The 17596-nt window shown below is 70.6% G+C and carries 15 protein-coding genes; 6 read left to right on the plus strand and 9 right to left on the minus strand.

Features of this window, described 5'->3' with window-relative positions:
• Positions 1 to 19 precede the first annotated feature (19 nt).
• Positions 20 to 1411 (minus strand): glycoside hydrolase family 125 protein, encoded by a 1392-nt coding sequence (locus tag PV734_RS22075; RefSeq protein ID WP_319291184.1) that lies wholly within the window; start codon positions 1409 to 1411, stop codon positions 20 to 22.
• A gap of 197 nt (positions 1412 to 1608) precedes the next feature.
• Between PV734_RS22075 and PV734_RS22080 the strand changes: the two genes are divergently transcribed.
• The 4 genes from PV734_RS22080 (at position 1609) to PV734_RS22095 (ending at position 5649) form a co-directional block, all read left to right on the plus strand.
• Positions 1609 to 2622: a LacI family DNA-binding transcriptional regulator gene (locus tag PV734_RS22080; protein ID WP_319093111.1), complete on the plus strand. Its 1014-nt coding sequence runs from the start codon at positions 1609 to 1611 to the stop codon at positions 2620 to 2622.
• On the plus strand, positions 2619 to 3524 hold the full coding sequence (locus PV734_RS22085; RefSeq protein WP_319093112.1) for an ATP-binding cassette domain-containing protein: 906 nt from the start codon (positions 2619 to 2621) through the stop codon (positions 3522 to 3524). The genes PV734_RS22080 and PV734_RS22085 overlap by 4 nt, the downstream gene beginning before the upstream one ends.
• Complete coding sequence (locus PV734_RS22090; RefSeq protein ID WP_319093113.1) at positions 3521 to 4588, plus strand: ABC transporter permease; 1068 nt, start codon at positions 3521 to 3523, stop codon at positions 4586 to 4588. Before PV734_RS22085 ends, PV734_RS22090 begins: the two co-directional genes overlap by 4 nt.
• 80 nt (positions 4589 to 4668) lie before the next feature.
• Positions 4669 to 5649, plus strand: coding sequence for an ABC transporter substrate-binding protein (locus PV734_RS22095; RefSeq protein ID WP_319093114.1), 981 nt, complete (start codon positions 4669 to 4671; stop codon positions 5647 to 5649).
• A gap of 70 nt (positions 5650 to 5719) precedes the next feature.
• Here PV734_RS22095 and PV734_RS22100 read toward each other — a convergent pair whose 3' ends face one another.
• From PV734_RS22100 to PV734_RS22115, 4 genes are all read right to left on the minus strand, one after another.
• Complete coding sequence (locus PV734_RS22100) at positions 5720 to 7552, minus strand: protein kinase domain-containing protein (protein WP_319093116.1); 1833 nt, start codon at positions 7550 to 7552, stop codon at positions 5720 to 5722.
• Positions 7553 to 7642: 90 nt separating this feature from the next.
• A complete protein-coding gene (locus PV734_RS22105; RefSeq protein ID WP_319291186.1) occupies positions 7643 to 7912 on the minus strand; it encodes a DUF397 domain-containing protein in 270 nt (89 codons plus the stop codon).
• Positions 7894 to 8736 (minus strand): helix-turn-helix transcriptional regulator, encoded by an 843-nt coding sequence (locus PV734_RS22110; RefSeq protein ID WP_319093118.1) that lies wholly within the window; start codon positions 8734 to 8736, stop codon positions 7894 to 7896. Before PV734_RS22110 ends, PV734_RS22105 begins: the two co-directional genes overlap by 19 nt.
• A gap of 128 nt (positions 8737 to 8864) precedes the next feature.
• On the minus strand, positions 8865 to 10034 hold the full coding sequence (locus PV734_RS22115) for a steroid 3-ketoacyl-CoA thiolase (RefSeq protein ID WP_319093119.1): 1170 nt from the start codon (positions 10032 to 10034) through the stop codon (positions 8865 to 8867).
• A 268-nt stretch (positions 10035 to 10302) separates the two neighbouring features.
• On the opposite strand from PV734_RS22115, the gene PV734_RS22120 reads away from it, so the two are divergent.
• Both PV734_RS22120 and PV734_RS22125 read left to right on the plus strand, forming a co-directional pair.
• Positions 10303 to 11541: a cytochrome P450 gene (locus PV734_RS22120; RefSeq protein ID WP_319093120.1), complete on the plus strand. Its 1239-nt coding sequence runs from the start codon at positions 10303 to 10305 to the stop codon at positions 11539 to 11541.
• A 156-nt stretch (positions 11542 to 11697) separates the two neighbouring features.
• Entirely contained in the window at positions 11698 to 12627 is a 930-nt protein-coding gene (locus PV734_RS22125; protein ID WP_319093121.1) for a phytoene/squalene synthase family protein, read from the plus strand.
• Positions 12628 to 12665: 38 nt separating this feature from the next.
• Here PV734_RS22125 and PV734_RS22130 read toward each other — a convergent pair whose 3' ends face one another.
• From PV734_RS22130 to PV734_RS22145, 4 genes are all read right to left on the minus strand, one after another.
• Positions 12666 to 14054 (minus strand): hypothetical protein, encoded by a 1389-nt coding sequence (locus PV734_RS22130; protein ID WP_319291189.1) that lies wholly within the window; start codon positions 14052 to 14054, stop codon positions 12666 to 12668.
• Positions 14055 to 14060: 6 nt separating this feature from the next.
• On the minus strand, positions 14061 to 14804 hold the full coding sequence (locus tag PV734_RS22135) for a hypothetical protein (RefSeq protein WP_319093123.1): 744 nt from the start codon (positions 14802 to 14804) through the stop codon (positions 14061 to 14063).
• Between the two features lie 32 nt (positions 14805 to 14836).
• A complete protein-coding gene (locus PV734_RS22140; RefSeq protein ID WP_319093124.1) occupies positions 14837 to 15124 on the minus strand; it encodes an ABC transporter permease in 288 nt (95 codons plus the stop codon).
• Positions 15125 to 15380: 256 nt separating this feature from the next.
• Positions 15381 to 17432, minus strand: coding sequence for a bifunctional glycosyltransferase 87/phosphatase PAP2 family protein (locus PV734_RS22145; protein WP_319291192.1), 2052 nt, complete (start codon positions 17430 to 17432; stop codon positions 15381 to 15383).
• Between the last annotated feature and the right edge of the window lie 164 nt (positions 17433 to 17596).

Consider the following 17596-nt stretch of genomic DNA (forward strand, 5'->3'; position numbering starts at 1 on the left):
GGGAGGGTCGTAAGCGGCTTTACCGGGAAGGCAGTTCGGTGCCGGCGAGGCGCGGATGCAGACGGGTGGTCGAGCGGCCCGTGAGGTCGAGCAGCAGCTCGGCGAAGAGGGCGTCGCCCCAGCCGAACCAGGGGCGGGTGAAGGTCGCGGGGTCGTCGACGTGGAAGCTCTCGTGCATGGAGCCGGTGCCCGCGTCGGTGCGCAGCAGCAGCTCGGCGAGACGCACCCGCTCGGCCTCGTCGTCGCTGGTCAGCGCCTGCATGGTGAGGGAGAGCGGCCAGACATGGCCGGGCGGGGTGTGCGGGCTGCCGATTCCGGCGGCCGAACCGCCCGTGTAGTAGAAGGGGTTGGCGTCGCTGAGGACGAACTCGCGGGTGCGCAGGTAGAGCTGGTTGCCCGGGTCGCACCAGCCGAGGTAGGGCAGCGAGAGCAGGCTCGGGATGTTGGCGTCGTCCATCAGCAACTGCCCGCCGAGACCGTCGACTTCGTACGCGTACACCGCCGGGTCTGCCCCCGAGGTCACCCCGTGGGTCCTTACCCCGGAGGCGATCTCGCCCGAGAGGGCGGCGGCGTCGGCGGCGAGGTGGAGGTCTCCGATCGCCGTCGCCAGATCGGCGAGGCCGGCGAGGGAGACGGCCGCCATGGCGTTGGCCGGGACCAGATAGCCGTACTGGCAGCGGTCGTCGCTGGGGCGGAAGCCGGACCAGGTCATCCCGGTGGGCGCGGTCGGCGCGCCCCGGCCGCCGCGCGCCAGGGTGTCGTACTCGTAGTCGCCGAGGCGGCGGAACTCGTACGGTGAGCGGTTCTCGTGGTCCTGCTCGGTCCGCCACAGGGCGATGATCCGGCGGGCGGCGCGGACAAAGCGGTCGTCGGCGGTGAGGTGGCCGAGGCTGCCGGTGGCCCGCCAGATGCCGTGGGCGAGCTGGAGCGGGGCGCAGAGCGAGTCGATCTCGTACTTCTGTTCCCAGACCAGCGGGTCGGGGGTGGGGTCGTCGGTGTGACCGGCGCCGGAGCCGTCGGGTGCGACGTTGAAGGCGTTGGCGTACGGGTCGGCGAGGACGTACCGCAGCTGGCGGCGCAGGACGCCGGTGAGCGCGGCGGCGACGGCGGGGTCGTCGGCGGCGAGGAGGTACGGGCGGACCTGGGCGGTGCTGTCGCGCAGCCACATCGCGGGGATGTCGCCGGTGAGGACGAAGACCTCGCCGTCGGGCAGCGGACGCATGGCCCTGCCCCAGGTGCCGGCCAGCAGCCGGGTGAAGCGGTCGGCGGCGCGCGGGTCGAGGGAGCGCAGCTCGCGGTGGACGTCGGCGCTCAGGGCGCGGAGTCCCTCCGGCAGCTCGCTCTCGGGCAGCTCGCCGTCCGCCGGCCCACCTTCCGGCAGTCCGCCTTTCGGTTCGTCGATCGGCTGCATGATCATCCTCCCGCGCACTTCCCGCTCACTGAGACAACGTTGTTTTGGAACAACGTTGTCGGACCATACAAACGGACCCCCGGAACGCGCAAGGCGTGCAAAATCCCTGTTGCGATCCATTGACAACGTTGTTTCACGGCGGTTTGCTGTGCGGCACACAGCGACACCCAGTGACCCTTTTCGGAGTGATGCCGGACATGCGAACGCCCACCATGCGGGAGGTCGCCGCCCTCGCCGGGGTGTCGATCAAGACCGTCTCCCGGTTCGTCAACGGTGACGAGACGGTCTCCCCCGCCATCGCGGAGCGGGTGCGCGCTGCCATAGACGAGACCGGCTACCGGCGCAACGACCTCGCCCGCAGCCTGCGCCCCGGGCAGCGCAGCACCACGCTCGCGCTGCTGGTCGGCGACCTGACCAACCCGTTCTACGGTTCGATCGCCAACGGGGTCATGGGCGTCGCCCGCGCCCACGGCCACAACGTGGTGCTGGCCAGCTCCGACGAGGACCCCGAGGCCGAGCGCCGGGGCATCGACGACCTGCTCGGGCAGCGCGTCGCCGGGCTGCTGATCGTGCCGGGCGAGATGGACTACGGCTACCTGGGCCGCGAGGTCGCGCAGGGCACCCCGGTGGTCTTCCTGGACCGGCCCGCGCTGGGCCTGGACGCGGACACCGTGCTGCTCGACAACCACGGGGGTGCCCGTAAGGCCACCGAGCATCTGATCGCCGCCGGTCACCGGCGGATCGGCGTCGTGGTGGCGGCCAGCTACTACACCACGGGCCGTCGCCTCGACGGCTACCTGGAGGCCATGCGCGCCGCCTTCGGCGAGGTCGACGAGGCCCTGATCGCCAGGCTGGAGCACGGCACCCGGGCGGAGGCCGAGGAGGCCGCCGCCGAACTGCTGGCGCTGCCCCCGTCCCGCCGCCCCACGGCGCTGTTCACCACCACCAACTTCCTGACCCACGGCGCCCTTCGCGCCATGGGCCCGGGACTGGGGCCGGGTCAGGGACCGGCCCTGGTCGGCTTCGACGACTTCCCGTTCGCCGACCTGCTGCCGACCCCCGTGACCGTCGTGTCCGGGGACGCCTTCGAGATGGGCCGCGAGGCCGCCCGGCTGCTGCTGGCCCGGATCGCGGGCGACAGCGGACCACCCCGCCGGGTCGAGCTCGGCACCGTACTGACCCCCCGTGGAAGCGGAGAGCTGACGCCATGAGCACCCCCACTCCGGCCATCCCCACTCCGGCCACCCCGGCTCCGGCGGGCCCGACCGCGCACGGGGCCACGGCCGCCACCCCCGTCCTCGAACTGGCCGGCATAGTCAAGAGCTACGGCCAGGTCCAGGCGCTGCGCGGAGCCGCGCTCACCGTCTACCCGGGCGAGGTGGTCGCGCTGGTCGGCGACAACGGCGCCGGCAAGAGCACCACGATCAAGGTCATCTCCGGGGTGATCCAGCCCGACGCGGGTGAGATCAGGGTCGACGGCAGGCCGGTGACGATCCCGGACCCGATCGCCGCCCGCCGCCTGGGCATCGAGACCGTCTACCAGGACCTGGCCCTCGCGCCCGACCTGGACCCCGCCGAGAACCTGTTCCTGGGCCGCGAGATCATGCGCCCCGGTCTGCTCGGCAAGCTCGGCTTCCTGGACCGGAAGGCCATGCGGACCAAGGCCGACGAGGCGTTCGGCTCGCTCGGCGTCGGCATCCAGGACACCGCCGCGCAGGTGGTCACGATGTCCGGCGGTCAGCGCCAGGGCATCGCGGTCGGCCGGGCGGTCAACTGGGCGGACCGGGTGCTGCTGATGGACGAACCGACGGCCGCACTGGGCGTCGTACAGACGGAGCGGGTCGGACAGCTGATCCAGCGGGTCCGGGCCTCGGGTGTGGCGGTGGTGCTGATCAGCCACAACCTGCCGTTCGTCTTCGAGTACGCGGACCGCATCGAGGTGCTGCGTCTCGGGCAGCGGGTCGCCCGGCTGTCCGGCGCGACGGCCACCAGCGAGAACGTCCTCGGCGCCATGACGGGCGCGCTCACCTTCGATGACGGAGCGGATCCCGAACCGGATCCGGCCCTGATCCCAGCCGTCGACGGCTCCGACCGCAGCGAGGACCAGTCATGACCCCCACGACCGAGGCGAAGTCCGTGAAGTCCGCCGGGCAGTCCGCCGGGCAGGACAACGCCGCCACCCCTCGTTCCCTGCGCTCGGCGGCCCTCGGCGCCGCCTGGCGCAACATGAAGGGCACCCGGAGCCTGGCCCTGGTCGTGCTGCTGGTGCTGCTCGCGGTGTTCGGGGCGGCCTACCCCGACAACTTCCTCACCGCGTACAACCTGCGCAGCGTCGCCATCGAGGCCGCCTCCTACTGTGTGCTGGCCATCGGGATGACGTTCGTGATGACCACCGGGGGCATCGACCTGTCGGTCGGCTCGGTGCTGATCTTCTCCGGGGTCGTGGGCGTCAAGGTGATGTCGGCGCTGGGCGGCGGCGGCCCGCTGACCCTGCTGGCGGGCCTGGTGACCACGATGGCGACAGGTCTCGCCTGGGGCGTCCTGAACGGCCTCCTGGTGACGAAGGCCAAACTCCCGCCCCTGATCGCCACGTTGGCCACCCTCTCGGCGGCGGGCGGCGGCGCCCTGGTGCTCACCAACGGCCTCGACCTGCGCGGGGTCCCCGACTCCCTGGTCAGCGGCCTCGGCTTCGGCCGCTTCCTGGGCATCCCGTACACGGTGTGGCTGGCCATCGGTCTGACCATCGGCGGGGCGATCGTCCTGGGCCTGACCCGTTTCGGCACCTACACCCGCACGATCGGCTCCAACGTGGAGGCGGCCCGCCGCGCCGGAGTCGCCGTCGACCGTCATCTGATCAAGGTGTACGCGCTCTGCGGGCTCCTCGCCGGCATCGCCGCGTACGTCAACCTGGCCCGCTTCTCCACCACCACCGTCGGCGGCCACACCGGGGACAACCTGCAGGCGATCGTCGCCACCGTGCTCGGCGGCACCAGCCTCTTCGGCGGTGTGGGCAGCGTCCTGGGCACCGCCTTCGGCTCCCTCATCCCGGCCGTGCTGAGCAACGGACTTGTCATCATCGGCCTCCAGCCGTTCTGGCAGCAGGTGGCGGTCGGCGCGGTCCTGGCGGGGGTCGTGTACGTCGACCACGTCAACCGGCGGCGCCGAACGCTGCGTTGACCCTCCTGCCTGCCCCTCCCGAACGCCCCCTCCTGAACGCCCCCCCGCTCAACGCCCCGTCGCACCAATGGAGTTGCACCATGAAGACCGTCCACGTCACCCTCAGAGGCGCTGCCCTCGCCACCGTCATCGTCCTGGGCGCCACCGCCTGCGGGTCCGGCGACTCCTCCTCCACCGCGAACCCCAAGGTCACCGTCATCCTGGGTACCGCGTCCGACTCCTTCTACAACACGCTCGGCTGCGGCGCGAAGGCCGAGGGCAAGAAGCTCGGCGCCACCGTGGACGTCCAGGGCGCGACCACCTTCGACCCGGCCACCCAGACGCCGATCCTGACCAGCACGGTGGCCAAGAAGCCGAACGCGATCGTCATCGCGCCGACGGACTCGAAGGCGCTGGGTACGCCGTTGAAGCAGGCCAGCGAGGCCGGTATCAAGATCGTGACGGCGGACACGGGCCTCGACGACACGAGCTTCGTCTCCTCCGCCGTCTCCTCCAACAACGTGGAGGGCGGCGCCGAGGCGGCCCGCACGCTGGCCGAGCTCGTCGGCGAGAAGGGCAAGGTCGTCATCATCGGCGGCACCCCGGGTGTCACCACGGCCGACCAGCGGATCAAGGGCTTCGAGGACGAGATCAAGAAGTACCCGAACATCACCTTCGTGGGCGTACAGCCCTCCACGCCCAGCGGCGGCGTCGTCGAGGCCGCCCGGCTGACCGCCGCGTCCCTCTCCAAGGACCCCGACCTGGCGGGCATCTTCTCGATCAGCACGCCGGCCAGTGACGGCGCCAACAACGCCATCAAGGACGCCGGGAAGGTCGGCAAGATCAAGGTCGTCGGCTTCGACGCGGGCCCCGCGCAGGTCGAACAGCTGAAGAAGGGCACGGTCCAGGCACTGATCGCCCAGAAGGCGGAGGAGATCGGCGCCCAGGCGGTACGGGAGGCGGTGAACGCGGTTCAGGGCAAGAAGGTGACGAAGTCGATCGGCACGTCGTTCGTGTCGATCACGGCGGCCAACCTGGGCGACGCGAACGTGAGCAAGTACGTGTACCGGTCGACCTGCTGACGTCTCGTCAGATTCACGCCCCGTCCCGACGCCAACCGCCGGGTGACTCCGTCCCGTTACCGGGGCGGGGTCACTTCGACGCCCGCAGGTTGTCCCAGGTCACCCGCTTCACGATGCCGTCGACGACCAGTCCCTTGTCCTCCTGGAAGTGCTTCATCGCGGCCTCCAGGCCCTCCCCGAACACGCCGTCCACACCGGTGCCGCCGATGTCGTACCCGCGCAGCATGAGGATGCACTGGACCTGCTTGACGCGCTTCCCGGTGTCGCCGATGGCCGTGCGGGCCTTGCCCGCGAAGTACGTGCAGTCGGTGGTCCAGGGTGCCGAGGCGGGCTCGGTCGTGGAGGTGACCGGGGACGGCGTGGGGGTGGGGGCGGGAGTGGTGCCGGTGCCGCCGTCCGTTCCGGGGTCGGTGCCGGTTCCTGTGCCGGGGTCGGTGCCCGTACCCGCGGTCGTGTCCGTGCCCGTAGGAGTGTCGGGGTCCGCGGGGCCGTTGCCGCCGCCGTCGGTGCCGCCGGAGACCTCTGCGGGGTCGGCGTGGCCGTCGACGGTCTCGGTGCCGTTGCCGGACGTGCTCGGGCCCGACTTCCCGTCCGAGGTGCCCGGCTTCGGCAGGGCGTCACCCCCTTCGGCGTCGGTGCCGGCGGAGGCCGTCGGACCTGCCCCGGGCGGCGAGGCGGTCGCCCGGTCCTCCGGGCTGGCGAGTACGAAGGCCAGCGCGGCCAGGCCACAGAGGGCGAGGCCCGCCGCCGCGGCCGGTACGGGTCTTCTGCGCGCCCAGCCGACAGCTCCCCTGGGACGCCGCTGCCCGGGGGACGTCTCGTCGGACGCCACGGCCGGGACCGCCGACTCGGCTGCCGGGACAGGCAGCGCGGCCTCGCCCTGCACCGGCACCGGTAGCGCCGGGTTCGGACGGTGGCCCTGGAGACGCAGTTCCGCCGCCCGTGCGACGGGGACGCGGTACAGGACGTCGTACGCCCGCTGCCGCTCCAGCACCCTGCCGAGCAGCGGCTCCGGCCACCTGGAGGCTTCCGCGGACTCGCCGGCGCACTCGCGCGCCGCCTGGACCAGCGCCCTCGGCGTCGGCCGCCGCTCGGGTTCCTTGGAGAGGCAGGCGGCCAGCAGCGCGCCCAGCGCCGGGTCGATGGCCGTGATCTCGCCGATCACCTCGGCGTCGGGCTCCTCGAAGGCGACCCGGTGCATCACGTCGACGCCGGTGCCGTCACCGAAGGGGGCCCGGCCGACCGCCGCGTAGATCAGTGTCCCGGCGAGCGAGAACACGTCGGACGTCGCGTCGCAGTGGCCGGTCCGCAGATACTCCGGGGACATGTAGGCGGGCGTTCCGACCCGGTTGCCGGTGCCGGTGATCGCGCTCGCGTCGGCGGCCTTGGAGATGCCGAAGTCGATGACGTGGGCACCCCGGAGCGACAGCAGCACGTTGGACGGCTTCAGGTCCCGGTGCACGATCCCGGTGGCGGCGAGGTCGGCGAGCGCCTGCCCCAGCTCCGCCACCAACCGCCAGACGGCGCCCGAACCCAGGGCACCGCCCTCCCGCACGGCTTCCGTGAGGTCGAGCGCGGCGAGGTACTCCGTGGCCATCCACAGCAACTCGTCCTGGAACCCCGTACCGCACAGCCTCGGCGCCCGCGGGGAACGGACCCGGCCGTGCACCAGCGCCTCCTGCTCGAAGCGGCGCCGGAACGTCGGGTCCTCGGCGTACTCCGGTCGGATCACCTTGACCGCGAACAGGCCGGGGCCGTCGTCCGACGGGCGCGCCAAATAGACCCGCCCCATGCCACCGCTGCCGAGCAACGCCAACGGCACGTAGGGCCCGATGCGTTCAGGGTCGGCGGGGCGCAGGGGGGCAGCGCCGGCCTGCCGCAGTGCGGCAGCTTCGTCCGTCACAAAACCCCCGAAGTGATGTTCCACGTACGCCAGTTCGCCTCACTGGCAGAACGAGGCTAACTCAGCATGCGCGTACGTACAGGGTTTCGATCAGTTCCGCAGGGTGGTTACGAAAGTTACCCAGGCGTCAACGGGGAACACGAGGGCGGGACCGTGGGGGTTCTTGGAGTCCCGGACAGGTATGACGGGGAGGTTGTCGGCGACTTCGAGGCACTGTCCGCCGTCCGAGTTGCTGTAGCTGCTCTTACGCCAGGCGGCAGCCGCCAGGAAGTCGTCGGAGACCTCGACGCACTCGCCGCCGTCCGAGTTGCTGTAGCTGCTCTTGCGCCACGTCACAGCGGTCAGGTCGATGGATCGCACGGTGCTTCCTCCAGCATCTGCCCGATGAACTTCCGCGACTCGGCGAGGGACAGGGCCAGGTCGCGCATCGCATCGTATGCGAGTTGCAGCCGGTCAAGTGAGGTGTGTTCCTGGATGAGTTCACCCCGGTGGGCGGTCTCCGTGTAGGCCACGGTACGACCGTCGGGCAGCTTCAGGAACATCACATGCGAGCCATCCAGGCTGCACGGCCCGGCGCTGAACGGCAGCACCTGAATCGTGACGTACGGGTGCTCGGAGACCTTCAGCAGGTACTCCAACTGCTCGCGCCACGCCCCCTTTTCGCGCAGCGCCATACGCAGGACGGCCTCGTACAGGATGGTGCGGAAGTGCGGGCCGCCCTCCCGGGTCAGCAACTCGGCTCGGCCGAGCCGCGCCTCTACCTGCTGGGCGAGTTCCTCTCCCCGGATGTCACCCGCCTCAAGTACCTCGGTCGCGTACCCGCGCGTCTGGAGCACGCCCGGAATCCTGGTGACCCCGAAGTGCCACAGGCTCACCGCCTCGGACTCCAGCTGCATGTACTCGCGGTACTGCTCCTTGAACTCGGCCTTGTCCCCCAGCGCCAGTTCCCACAACGTCACCAGCAACGTGCCCGTGCCGTAGTACTGGTCGAGCGCCACGACCACATCCCCGCTGCCGAGCGTTTGGCCGTTCTCCAACTTGCCGAAGAGCGATGGGTCCCAGCCCAGCTTGTCGGCCAGCTGCCGCAGGCTCTCCCCGCTCGCCCCGCGTAACGCCTTCAGCTCCTCAGCGAACCGCCGGCGCGGCTCCTGGCTGCGACTCGTCACCGGACGTCGTTGCGGCATGTCGTCCTCCCTGCGGCAGCCCGTGGATTCTCACGCACCGTAATCCACCGACCGCGCAGGGCACAGACAAACGCCGGACGACCCCCTGTACGAGTGAGCCGCAGCCACCACCGCGACCGCGACCGCCCTCACAGACGCTGGATGATCGTCCCCGTCGCCAGCGCCCCGCCCGCGCACATGGTGATCAGCGCGAACTCCTTGTCCACCCGCTCCAGTTCGTGCAGTGCCGTGGCGATCAGCCGCGCCCCGGTCGCGCCCACCGGGTGCCCGAGGGCGATGGCCCCGCCGTTCACGTTCACCTTGTCCAGGTCCTGCTCGAAGACCTGCGACCAGCTCAACACCACCGAGGCGAACGCCTCGTTGATCTCGATCAGGTCGATGTCCTTGAGCGTCATGCCCGCCTTGCCGAGCACCGCCCGGGTCGCGTCGATGGGACCGTCGAGGTGGAAGTGCGGGTCCGAGCCCACCAGCGCCTGGGCCACGATCCGCGCCCTCGGGCGCAGCTTCAGCGCCCGCGCCATCCGCTTCGACGCCCACAGCAGTGCCGCCGAACCGTCGCTGATCTGGGAGGAGTTGCCCGCCGTGTGGACCGCGGTCGGCATGATCGGCTTCAGGGCGGCCAACGCGTCGGCCGACGTGTCGCGCAGCCCCTCGTCCCGGTCGACCAGGCGCCACATGCCCTGCCCGGCGCCCTGCTCCTCCTCCGTCGTGGGCACCTGGACGGCGAACGTCTCCCGCTTGAACCGTTCCTCCGCCCAGGCGACCGCCGCCCGTTCCTGCGAGACGAGGCCGAGCGCGTCCACGTTCTCGCGGGTCAGTCCGCGCCGCCTGGCGATCCGCTCCGCCGCCTCGAACTGGTTGGGCAGGTCCACGTTCCACTCCTCCGGGAACGGTTTCCCGGGGCCGTGCTTGGACGCCGAGCCCAGCGGCACCCTCGACATGGCCTCGACCCCGCAGCTGATGCCGACGTCGATGACGCCCGCCGAGATCATGTTGGCGACCATGTGCGAGGCCTGCTGGGAGGAGCCGCACTGGGCGTTGACGGTGGTCGCCGCGGTCTCGTACGGCAGGCCCATGGTCAGCCAGGCGGTGCGGGTGGGGTTGGCGGACTGTTCGCCGGCCTGGGTGACCGCGCCGCCGACGATCTGTTCGACGCAGTCGGCGGGGATGCCGGTGCGGCCCAGGAGTTCGCGGTAGGTCTCGCCCAGAAGGTAGGCGGGGTGAAGGTTGGCGAGCGCGCCGCCGCGCCTGCCGATGGGAGTGCGTACGGCTTCGACGATCACGGGTTCCGCGGCCATGGTGGGGAGTTCCTCTCCTCAGGGCACCCGCGCGGCGCGGGCGTCCCGGCCACCCGCCACGCAGAACTAGTACGCGTTCTAGTTCTGTCTGCAGTCTGCTGACGGCCCGTCCGGCACCGCAACCCCCTTGCAGTGCCCGATAACACGAGAGGTGCCCGGAATTCGGGGTGTCGCGCCCCTTGCCTCTTCTGGAACCCGTTACTACCTTCTCGACACCTACTCATTCCTGATGGACCGTCAGATACTGTTCGGATGACGGGAGTTTTTGATGGCACCCTGCCCCGCGTTGCCCGAAGGGTTCGACTTCACCGACCCTGACGTGCTGCAACACCGCGTACCTCTCCCGGAGTTCGCCGAGCTGCGCGCCACCGAGCCGGTCCACTGGGTGCCCCAGCGCCCCGGCATCGCGGGCTTCGCGGACGAGGGCTACTGGGCTGTCACCCGGCACGCGGATGTCAAGTACGTGTCCACACACCCGGAGTTGTTCTCCTCCACCACCAACACCGCGATCATCCGCTTCAACGAGCGCATCGAGCGCGACGCGATCGACGCCCAGCGGCTGATCCTGCTCAACATGGACCCGCCCGAGCACACCCGCGTCCGCCAGATCGTGCAGCGCGGCTTCACCCCGCGCGCGATCCGCGCCCTGGAGGACAACCTGCGAAACCGCGCGCTCGCCATCGCCGCGAACGCCGCCGCCCTCGGCGGCCCCTTCGACTTCGTCACCGAGGTCGCCTGCGAACTGCCCCTCCAGGCCATCGCCGAACTGATCGGCATCCCGCAGGAGGACCGCCTCCGGATCTTCGAGTGGTCCAACAAGATGATCTCGTACGACGACCCGGAGTACGCGATCACCGAGGAGGTCGGCCAGGAGTCGGCCATGGAACTCATCGCGTACGCCATGAACATGTCCGCCGACCGCAAGCAGTGCCCGGCGAAGGACATCGTCACCACGCTGGTGGCCGCGGCGGACGAGGGCAACCTCGCCTCGGACGAGTTCGGCTTCTTCGTGCTGATGCTGGCCGTCGCGGGCAACGAGACGACCCGCAACGCCATCACCCACGGCATGCACGCCTTCCTCACCCACCCCGGCCAGTGGGAGCTGTACAAGCGCGAACGCCCGGCCACCACCGCCGAGGAGATCGTGCGCTTCGCGACCCCCATCGTCTCCTTCCAGCGAACGGCCACCCAGGACACGGAGTTGGGCGGCCAGAAGATCAAGGAGGGCGACCGCGTAGGCCTGTTCTACTCCTCCGCCAACCGCGACCCCGAGGTCTTCGACTCCCCGGACGTCTTCGACATCACCCGCGACCCCAACCCGCACCTCGGCTTCGGCGGCGGCGGCCCGCACTTCTGCCTCGGCAAGTCCCTGGCCGTCATGGAGATCAACCTGATCTTCAACGCCCTCGCCGACGCCATGCCGGGCCTCACCCTGGTGGGCGACCCGCGCCGGCTGCGCTCGGCCTGGGTCAACGGCGTCAAGGAACTGCAGGTGAGCGCGGGCTAACGGCCCGCGACCCTGTCGCATACTCGGGCCGGCGGCATCCCGGCGTCGCCGGCCCGTCCCGACCGGAGGCAGGGGCACACCACCCTGTCTCCGCCTCCGCCCAGCACCCGCCGTAGACTGCGAGGGCAACTGCAACTACGACGGTGAGGCGTGCCGGTGCGATCCTGGCAACGTTGTCTGGACGCGGCGGGAGTGACCAGCGGTACGGACCGCGCCGCCTACTTGAAGGCCAAGCAGTTCATGCTGAGCCGGGAACCCGCCGGACATCTGGCGGTACGGCTGCTGATCCCCGCCCGTCTCCAGCCCCACATCCTCGCCGGTTACGCGTTCGCGTCGTTCACGGACGACCTGTGCGACCGGGGCACGGTGGCGGAGCGAACGAAGCGCTACGCGGGCTGGGCCGAGCAGGTGCGCACGGCACTGGACACCGGATCCGCCCGGCATCCCCTGCTGCGGGCCTTCCTGCACACCGCCGAGGCGCGTGAACTGCCGCGCTCCTGGGTCGACTCGTACCTCGTCGGGGCCGAGATCGACCTGGACTTCGCCGGGTTCACGACCGAGGACGACTACCAGGCGTACATCGAGACGCTCACCTGGCCGTTCCTCATGATCACCTCGGGTCTGTCGGTGCCGGGCGGCGGCACTCCGGCCTTCGCGGACAGCTGCCGGCTGCTCGCCGACGCCTGCCAGCGCACCGACTTCCTCACCGACCTGGCCGAGGACCTGGGCGAGGGCCGCCTCTACCTCCCCACCGACGACCTGGAGAAACACGGCGTCGTACGGTCCGACCTGGAGCGCGGCCGAGATCTCCCCGGCGTCCGCTCGCTGCTCTCCGCGACCGCGGCGACAGCCCACGCCACCCTCCGCGAGGCCACTCGGATCATCGCCGAACTCCCGGAGGAACAGCGGCCGTTGACCCGCTTCGTGATCCTCCTGCACGCCCAGCGGCTACGCCGGGCGACAGCGATGGGCGCGGCGGTGACCCGCCGCCCGGTCCGGGACAACCCGATCGAGTGCCTGCGCATACTGGCCCAGGCGCACCGTCCGAGCCTGGCGGTACCCGCGCCGCAGACGAGCGCGCGCTGAGCCCTCTGCCGGACGGGCACGCGCCCACAACCGCGCGTCTACGCGGCCCGGTGGAAGAAGAACGGGTCGATCGACGGCGGCACCAGCGTGACCTGGTCCAGGTCGAGCAACTGGTGGTGCACGAAGTCGGCATGGCGCTGATACGTCACACCCGCGGGGAAGTTGGCGTGGTCGGGGGTGTTGTTGCCGGAGAAGACGCCGTAGAAGTCCCGGTCGATGGTGAGCAGCCGCATGTAGTCGCCCAGGAACGGCAGCCCCTGCCGCTGGGGGACTCCGGCGGGCGCCTGGTGCAGCACCTGACGCTCCGCCGGTGTCTGCCAGCCGTCGCCGGTCAGCTCCACCGCCGTCACCCACTGTGCCTGCGTGAACTGCTGGTAGGCCAGTCCCGTCAGTGAGTCCGAGTTCACCGCCAGCGCGGGGTTCTTGGCGTCGGTGATGGTCCGGACGTCGGCGGACCAGTGTTGGCCGCGGTCGGTCGAGTGCCGCACGTGCAGGGTGTAGTCGGTGCCGGCGATTCCGCCGACGCGGTCGCACCAGGCGACCCAGACGCTGTTCGAGTCCGCGGGGTCCACCGCGATGGAGAGGTCGCCGCCGAGGCGTTCCTGTCCCATGATCGCGTTGAACTTCACGAACCGCCCGGTCGCCACCCGCTGGCCGACCGTCTGGTCCGCCGCGTCCTTCAGATTCCGGAACCGGGTCGGCCCGATGCCCCCGTTGTCGTCACGGGTGACCACCACGTCGAAGGTGACGTTCGAACCGCTTTTCGTCTGCCAGCTCTCGAAGGCGGCGTACACGGTCCCGTCGGGATGCAGGGCGATCCGTACCGGTGGCCCGTCCTGGCCGGAGGTGGCGCGCGCCTCGATCGGGGTGGGTGTGAACCCGGCCGGTGCCGGAGCGGTTCGGGCATCGACCGAGACGTCCACGGTCGCCGTCCGCGGGCTCTGCTGCCCGAAGTCGTTGTTGCCGACGTAGACGCGGTCGAAGGTGCTGCCGTTCACATGGACGCTCCCGGCCACCACCCACGGCTGGTCCTCCTCGTCCCGTTGGACGAGAACCGCCATGGGCGCTGTCGAGCCGATGCCCGGCGCGCGCAGGATCTGCATCCGGGTGATGCCGGCCTCGGCCGCCTGGCCGTTGAGGATGCCCGCGTACAGGGCGCCTCCCTGCGAGGCGAAGCTGACCGAGATGTCACCGGTCCCGAGACCGTCCGTACCGCCGGGGACGATGCTTCGCAGCGTCCAGGTGTTGCCGCCGTCAGTCGAGACGTAGATCGGGGCGAGGGGGCCTCCCATCGGATCGGGGGTGAACGCGGTCGCGACCATCTCGTTCGGGTGCTCGGGGTTGACCGCGATACTCGGTTCGCCGTCCTGGCTGACGTCGCCGCTCAGGGCGACGGGGGTGATGTTGACGACCTTGAGGGTGGACATGTGGGCTCACCTCCGCGCGGACTGCAGGGTTTCGAGCTTCTGCACCGGCTGGCGGTCGTCGGCGTGGAGCAGCTGGTACGGCGCCCACTCGCTCAGGTCGCCCTCCGTGGCGTGCAGGATCCACATCCCCTCCTGCTGGGCCTTCGGCTTCGGCACCTTGTACCAGCGGAAGTCCAGACTGTTGGGGTAGAGCACGGTGACCTGCCCCGGGGACAGCTTTCCCCGCTCCACGTGCCCCACGTCGAGCCGCGCGCGCCACCAGTCGGGGGCGTGCTCCGAGGACGGCTCGTCGCCCATCTGTTCCAGCCCCACGACGGTGCCGACGACCACGGCGTCCGCCTCGTCGGCGTGGGCGACCATGTCGGTGTCCGCGATGTCGCGCTGTACCGCGGAGAACGGCATGGCGTCGGCGGTCCTGGCCGCGAGGGACACATGCTCCTGGACGGCGTCGGCGGGCAGCCGGCCGACCTCCGTGACGGCGAGGCCCGCGCCGTAGACCGTTCCCCGGGTGAAGAACGCGGCCGCCTCTCCGACGACCGGCGGATCGATCTCGGCCGACAGCTGCACGGTGACCTCGCTGCCCGCGAGCCGCTTGAAGGCGTCCGGCGCGTGCAGTACCTCGTCCACCTGGACCACGGCCGTCCGTTCGTCGGCCGGGACGTCCGCCATCCGCGCGTCACCGAGACGGGTGACCGTCCCGAGGAAGCTCAGCGGGGCCTTCCGGACCAGTTCGGTGACATCCTCAGGCATGGCGATGCTCCTTTCCCCAGGGCACCGTTCGCCTACCGCGCGGCGGGAGCGGCGGCCGGATGGGTTCTGCGCCACTCGGTCCGCGCGCCGAGGGCGCACAGGACGGTGACCAGGGCCGTGACGGCCACGATGAGCCACTCCACCGCACCGCTCCCGGCGTCCGGCTCGAAGCCGAAGACGATCTCGATCCAGTCGCGCCAGACGAGCGTCACCAGGAGGAGCAGCGCGGAAAGGCCGCCCAGCACGGCCTCCGCCCAGAAACGTTTGCGCACCGGGCTTCGACGGTGACGGTTCAGAGCGTTGAAGGAACGGAAGGCCATTTCGTAGCCTCCCCTCTCGGATTCCGGCGCCCGTCGACACCACCGCCCGGAAAGCGGGAAGGGGGACTGGGTCACCGCGAGGGACCTGCGTACGTGTGTACGTGTGTACCTGTGCCGGACGCCGAAAGGCGCGCGGCAGGAGCCCGGGTGTATCGGTGTACACCCTTGAGGGATATGTACTGCTTACAGTCTCCGCGTGCCCCTGCCCTGGGTCAACCCGGGGCGAGCCCGGCCACGATGTCGGCGGCCCGACGGACTACCTCAGCGCACGGTCCCTCTCGGCCCCCGGCCGCTCACCACCAACTTCCGCCACCCGAGCGACCGTACGAGCCCGCTCCCCCATGAACAGGTACGACAACCCGAACCCCGCCAGAACCACCGCGGCCCCGCCGACGGCATCCAGCACCCAGTGGTTCCCGGTGGCGACGATCGCGGACACCGTGAAGAGCGGATGCAGCAGCCCCAGTACCTTCATCCACCACTTCGGCGCCACGATCGCGATGACGAGCCCGCACCACAGCGACCACCCGAAGTGCAGCGAGGGCATCGCGGCGTACTGGTTGGTGAGCGCCGTGAGCGTCCCGTAGTCCGGCTTGGAGAAGTTCTGGACGCCGTGCACGGTGTCGATGATGCCGAGGCCCGGCATCAGACGCGGCGGCGCCAGCGGGTAGAGCCAGAATCCGACGAGGGCGAGCAGTGTGGCGAAGCCGAGGGAGGCGCGGGCCCAGCGGTAGTCGACGGGGCGGCGCCAGTACAGGACGCCGAGCACGGCCAGCGGCACGACGAAGTGGAACGACTCGTAGTAGAAGTCGAAGAAGTTCCGCATCCAGCCGATCCCCACGACCGTGTGGTTGACCCAGTGCTCGATGTCGATGTGCAGGAACTTCTCGATGTCGTGGATCTGGTGCCCGTGCGCCTCGGCGGTGGACCGGCCACCGGTGGTCGTCCCGCCGGTCGCGGCGAGCCGGACCTTCTGGTAGGCGGCGTACGTGACCCGGATCAGCAGCAGTTCGAGGAGCAGGTTCGGGCGGGTGAGCGCCCGGCGCAGGAAGGGCAGCAGCGGAACGCGGCGGAAGCGGGCGGGGACCGGCGGCGCGTAGTCCGTGGGGACCGGTGAGCGGTAGTGCTCCGAGGCCCGGGACAGGAACGGTACGAAGGTGGCGGCGGCGACCGCGGCCAGCAGCACAACGTTGTCACGGACGGGGTGGAGGACGGCCCCGTTCGGGATGACCATCTTGGCGGGCAGCGTCATCACGATGATGACGGCGACCGGCCACATGTAGCGGTCGGAGGCGCGCTTGCCGACCCGGCCGACGACCGCGAGCAGCACCCACAGCAGCTGGTGCTGCCAGGACGTGGGCGAGACCGCCACGGCGGCGCAGCCGGTGATCGCGACCGCCAGCAGCAGTTGACCGTCCTCGGCGTAGCGCACCGCCCGGCGCAGGCCGAGGACGGCGACACCCGCGCCGAGCACCAGGAACAGGCCGATCTCGAGGGGGCCGTCGAAGCCGAGCCTCAGCAGGGCGCCGTGCAGGGACTGGTTGGCGCGGTCGTAGGCGGCGCCGCCGAGCCCGGCTCCGCCCAGGTGGTGGACCCAGTAGGTGTACGAGTCGTCGGCCATCGCGACCCAGGCGAGCGCGGTACAGGCGGCGAAGGTGATGCCGGCGGAGACGGCCGCCCGGCGCCGGCCGGTGAACCACAGCAGCGGCGCGAACAGCAGCACGGTCGGCTGAAGGGCCGCGGCGAGGCCGATGAGCGCACCGGCGGACCGTTCCTCGCGCGCCACGAAGCAGCCGAGGAGGACCAGCAGGACGGGGATGACGCTCGTCTGGCCGAGGTAGAGGGTGTTGCGCACGGGCAGCGACAGCATCAGCAGGCTGATGGCGACGGGCGCGGCGAGCAGCGCGGTACGGCGGCTCACGGGCGCCGGCAGGGCTCGGGCGGCGACCACGCCGAGCGCGACGACCAGCAACAGCGTGCCGAAGGTCCAGCCCCAGCCGAGGGCCTGTTCGGCGGCCCGGGTGAGCGGCTTGAGGACGAGCCCGCCGAAGGGGGTGCCGGTGAACCGCGTGGAGTCGTAGAGCGAGCCCTTCACATGCAGCACGCCGTCGGGCCCGACCCAGGTCTCCAGGTCGATCAGCCGGTCCCCCTTCGGGGTGCTGAGGACGACGGCCACCTGTCTGACCGCGAGGACGGCGACGACGAGCCAGAGCGCCGCACGGGTCACTTGCAGCCGCGCCTGCGCCGTTCCGGCGGTGCCCCTTCCGAAGGCACCTCCCGCTCCACCACCGTGCTCCGCGTTCGCCACGCCTCGTAGGCCTCCCGCCATATCTGCCCCGTACGCACCATGGGCACCCTTTGCCCCATGCGTCTCATCCTGTACGAACGCCTAGAGAATCGCACTGCCTCCTGTGAAGGACGCGAGCAACCCCCGCTTCACCTGAGGAACATCAGTCTTTTACCCGCTTTCGG

The organism is Streptomyces sp. AK08-02, from assembly GCF_033795085.1.
GTDB lineage: Bacteria > Actinomycetota > Actinomycetes > Streptomycetales > Streptomycetaceae > Streptomyces > Streptomyces echiniscabiei.

Excerpts from the sequence above, each read along its gene's own strand:
- PV734_RS22075 (WP_319291184.1), bottom strand. The coding sequence starts at position 1,411 with ATGCAGCCGATCGACGAACCGAAAGGCGGACTGCCGGAAGGTGGGCCG.
- PV734_RS22080 (WP_319093111.1), top strand. The coding sequence starts at position 1,609 with ATGCGAACGCCCACCATGCGGGAGGTCGCCGCCCTCGCCGGGGTGTCG.
- PV734_RS22085 (WP_319093112.1), top strand. The coding sequence starts at position 2,619 with ATGAGCACCCCCACTCCGGCCATCCCCACTCCGGCCACCCCGGCTCCG.
- PV734_RS22090 (WP_319093113.1), top strand. The coding sequence starts at position 3,521 with ATGACCCCCACGACCGAGGCGAAGTCCGTGAAGTCCGCCGGGCAGTCC.
- PV734_RS22095 (WP_319093114.1), top strand. The coding sequence starts at position 4,669 with ATGAAGACCGTCCACGTCACCCTCAGAGGCGCTGCCCTCGCCACCGTC.
- PV734_RS22110 (WP_319093118.1), bottom strand. The coding sequence starts at position 8,736 with ATGCCGCAACGACGTCCGGTGACGAGTCGCAGCCAGGAGCCGCGCCGG.
- PV734_RS22115 (WP_319093119.1), bottom strand. The coding sequence starts at position 10,034 with ATGGCCGCGGAACCCGTGATCGTCGAAGCCGTACGCACTCCCATCGGC.
- PV734_RS22120 (WP_319093120.1), top strand. The coding sequence starts at position 10,303 with ATGGCACCCTGCCCCGCGTTGCCCGAAGGGTTCGACTTCACCGACCCT.
- PV734_RS22130 (WP_319291189.1), bottom strand. The coding sequence starts at position 14,054 with ATGTCCACCCTCAAGGTCGTCAACATCACCCCCGTCGCCCTGAGCGGC.
- PV734_RS22135 (WP_319093123.1), bottom strand. The coding sequence starts at position 14,804 with ATGCCTGAGGATGTCACCGAACTGGTCCGGAAGGCCCCGCTGAGCTTC.
- PV734_RS22140 (WP_319093124.1), bottom strand. The coding sequence starts at position 15,124 with ATGGCCTTCCGTTCCTTCAACGCTCTGAACCGTCACCGTCGAAGCCCG.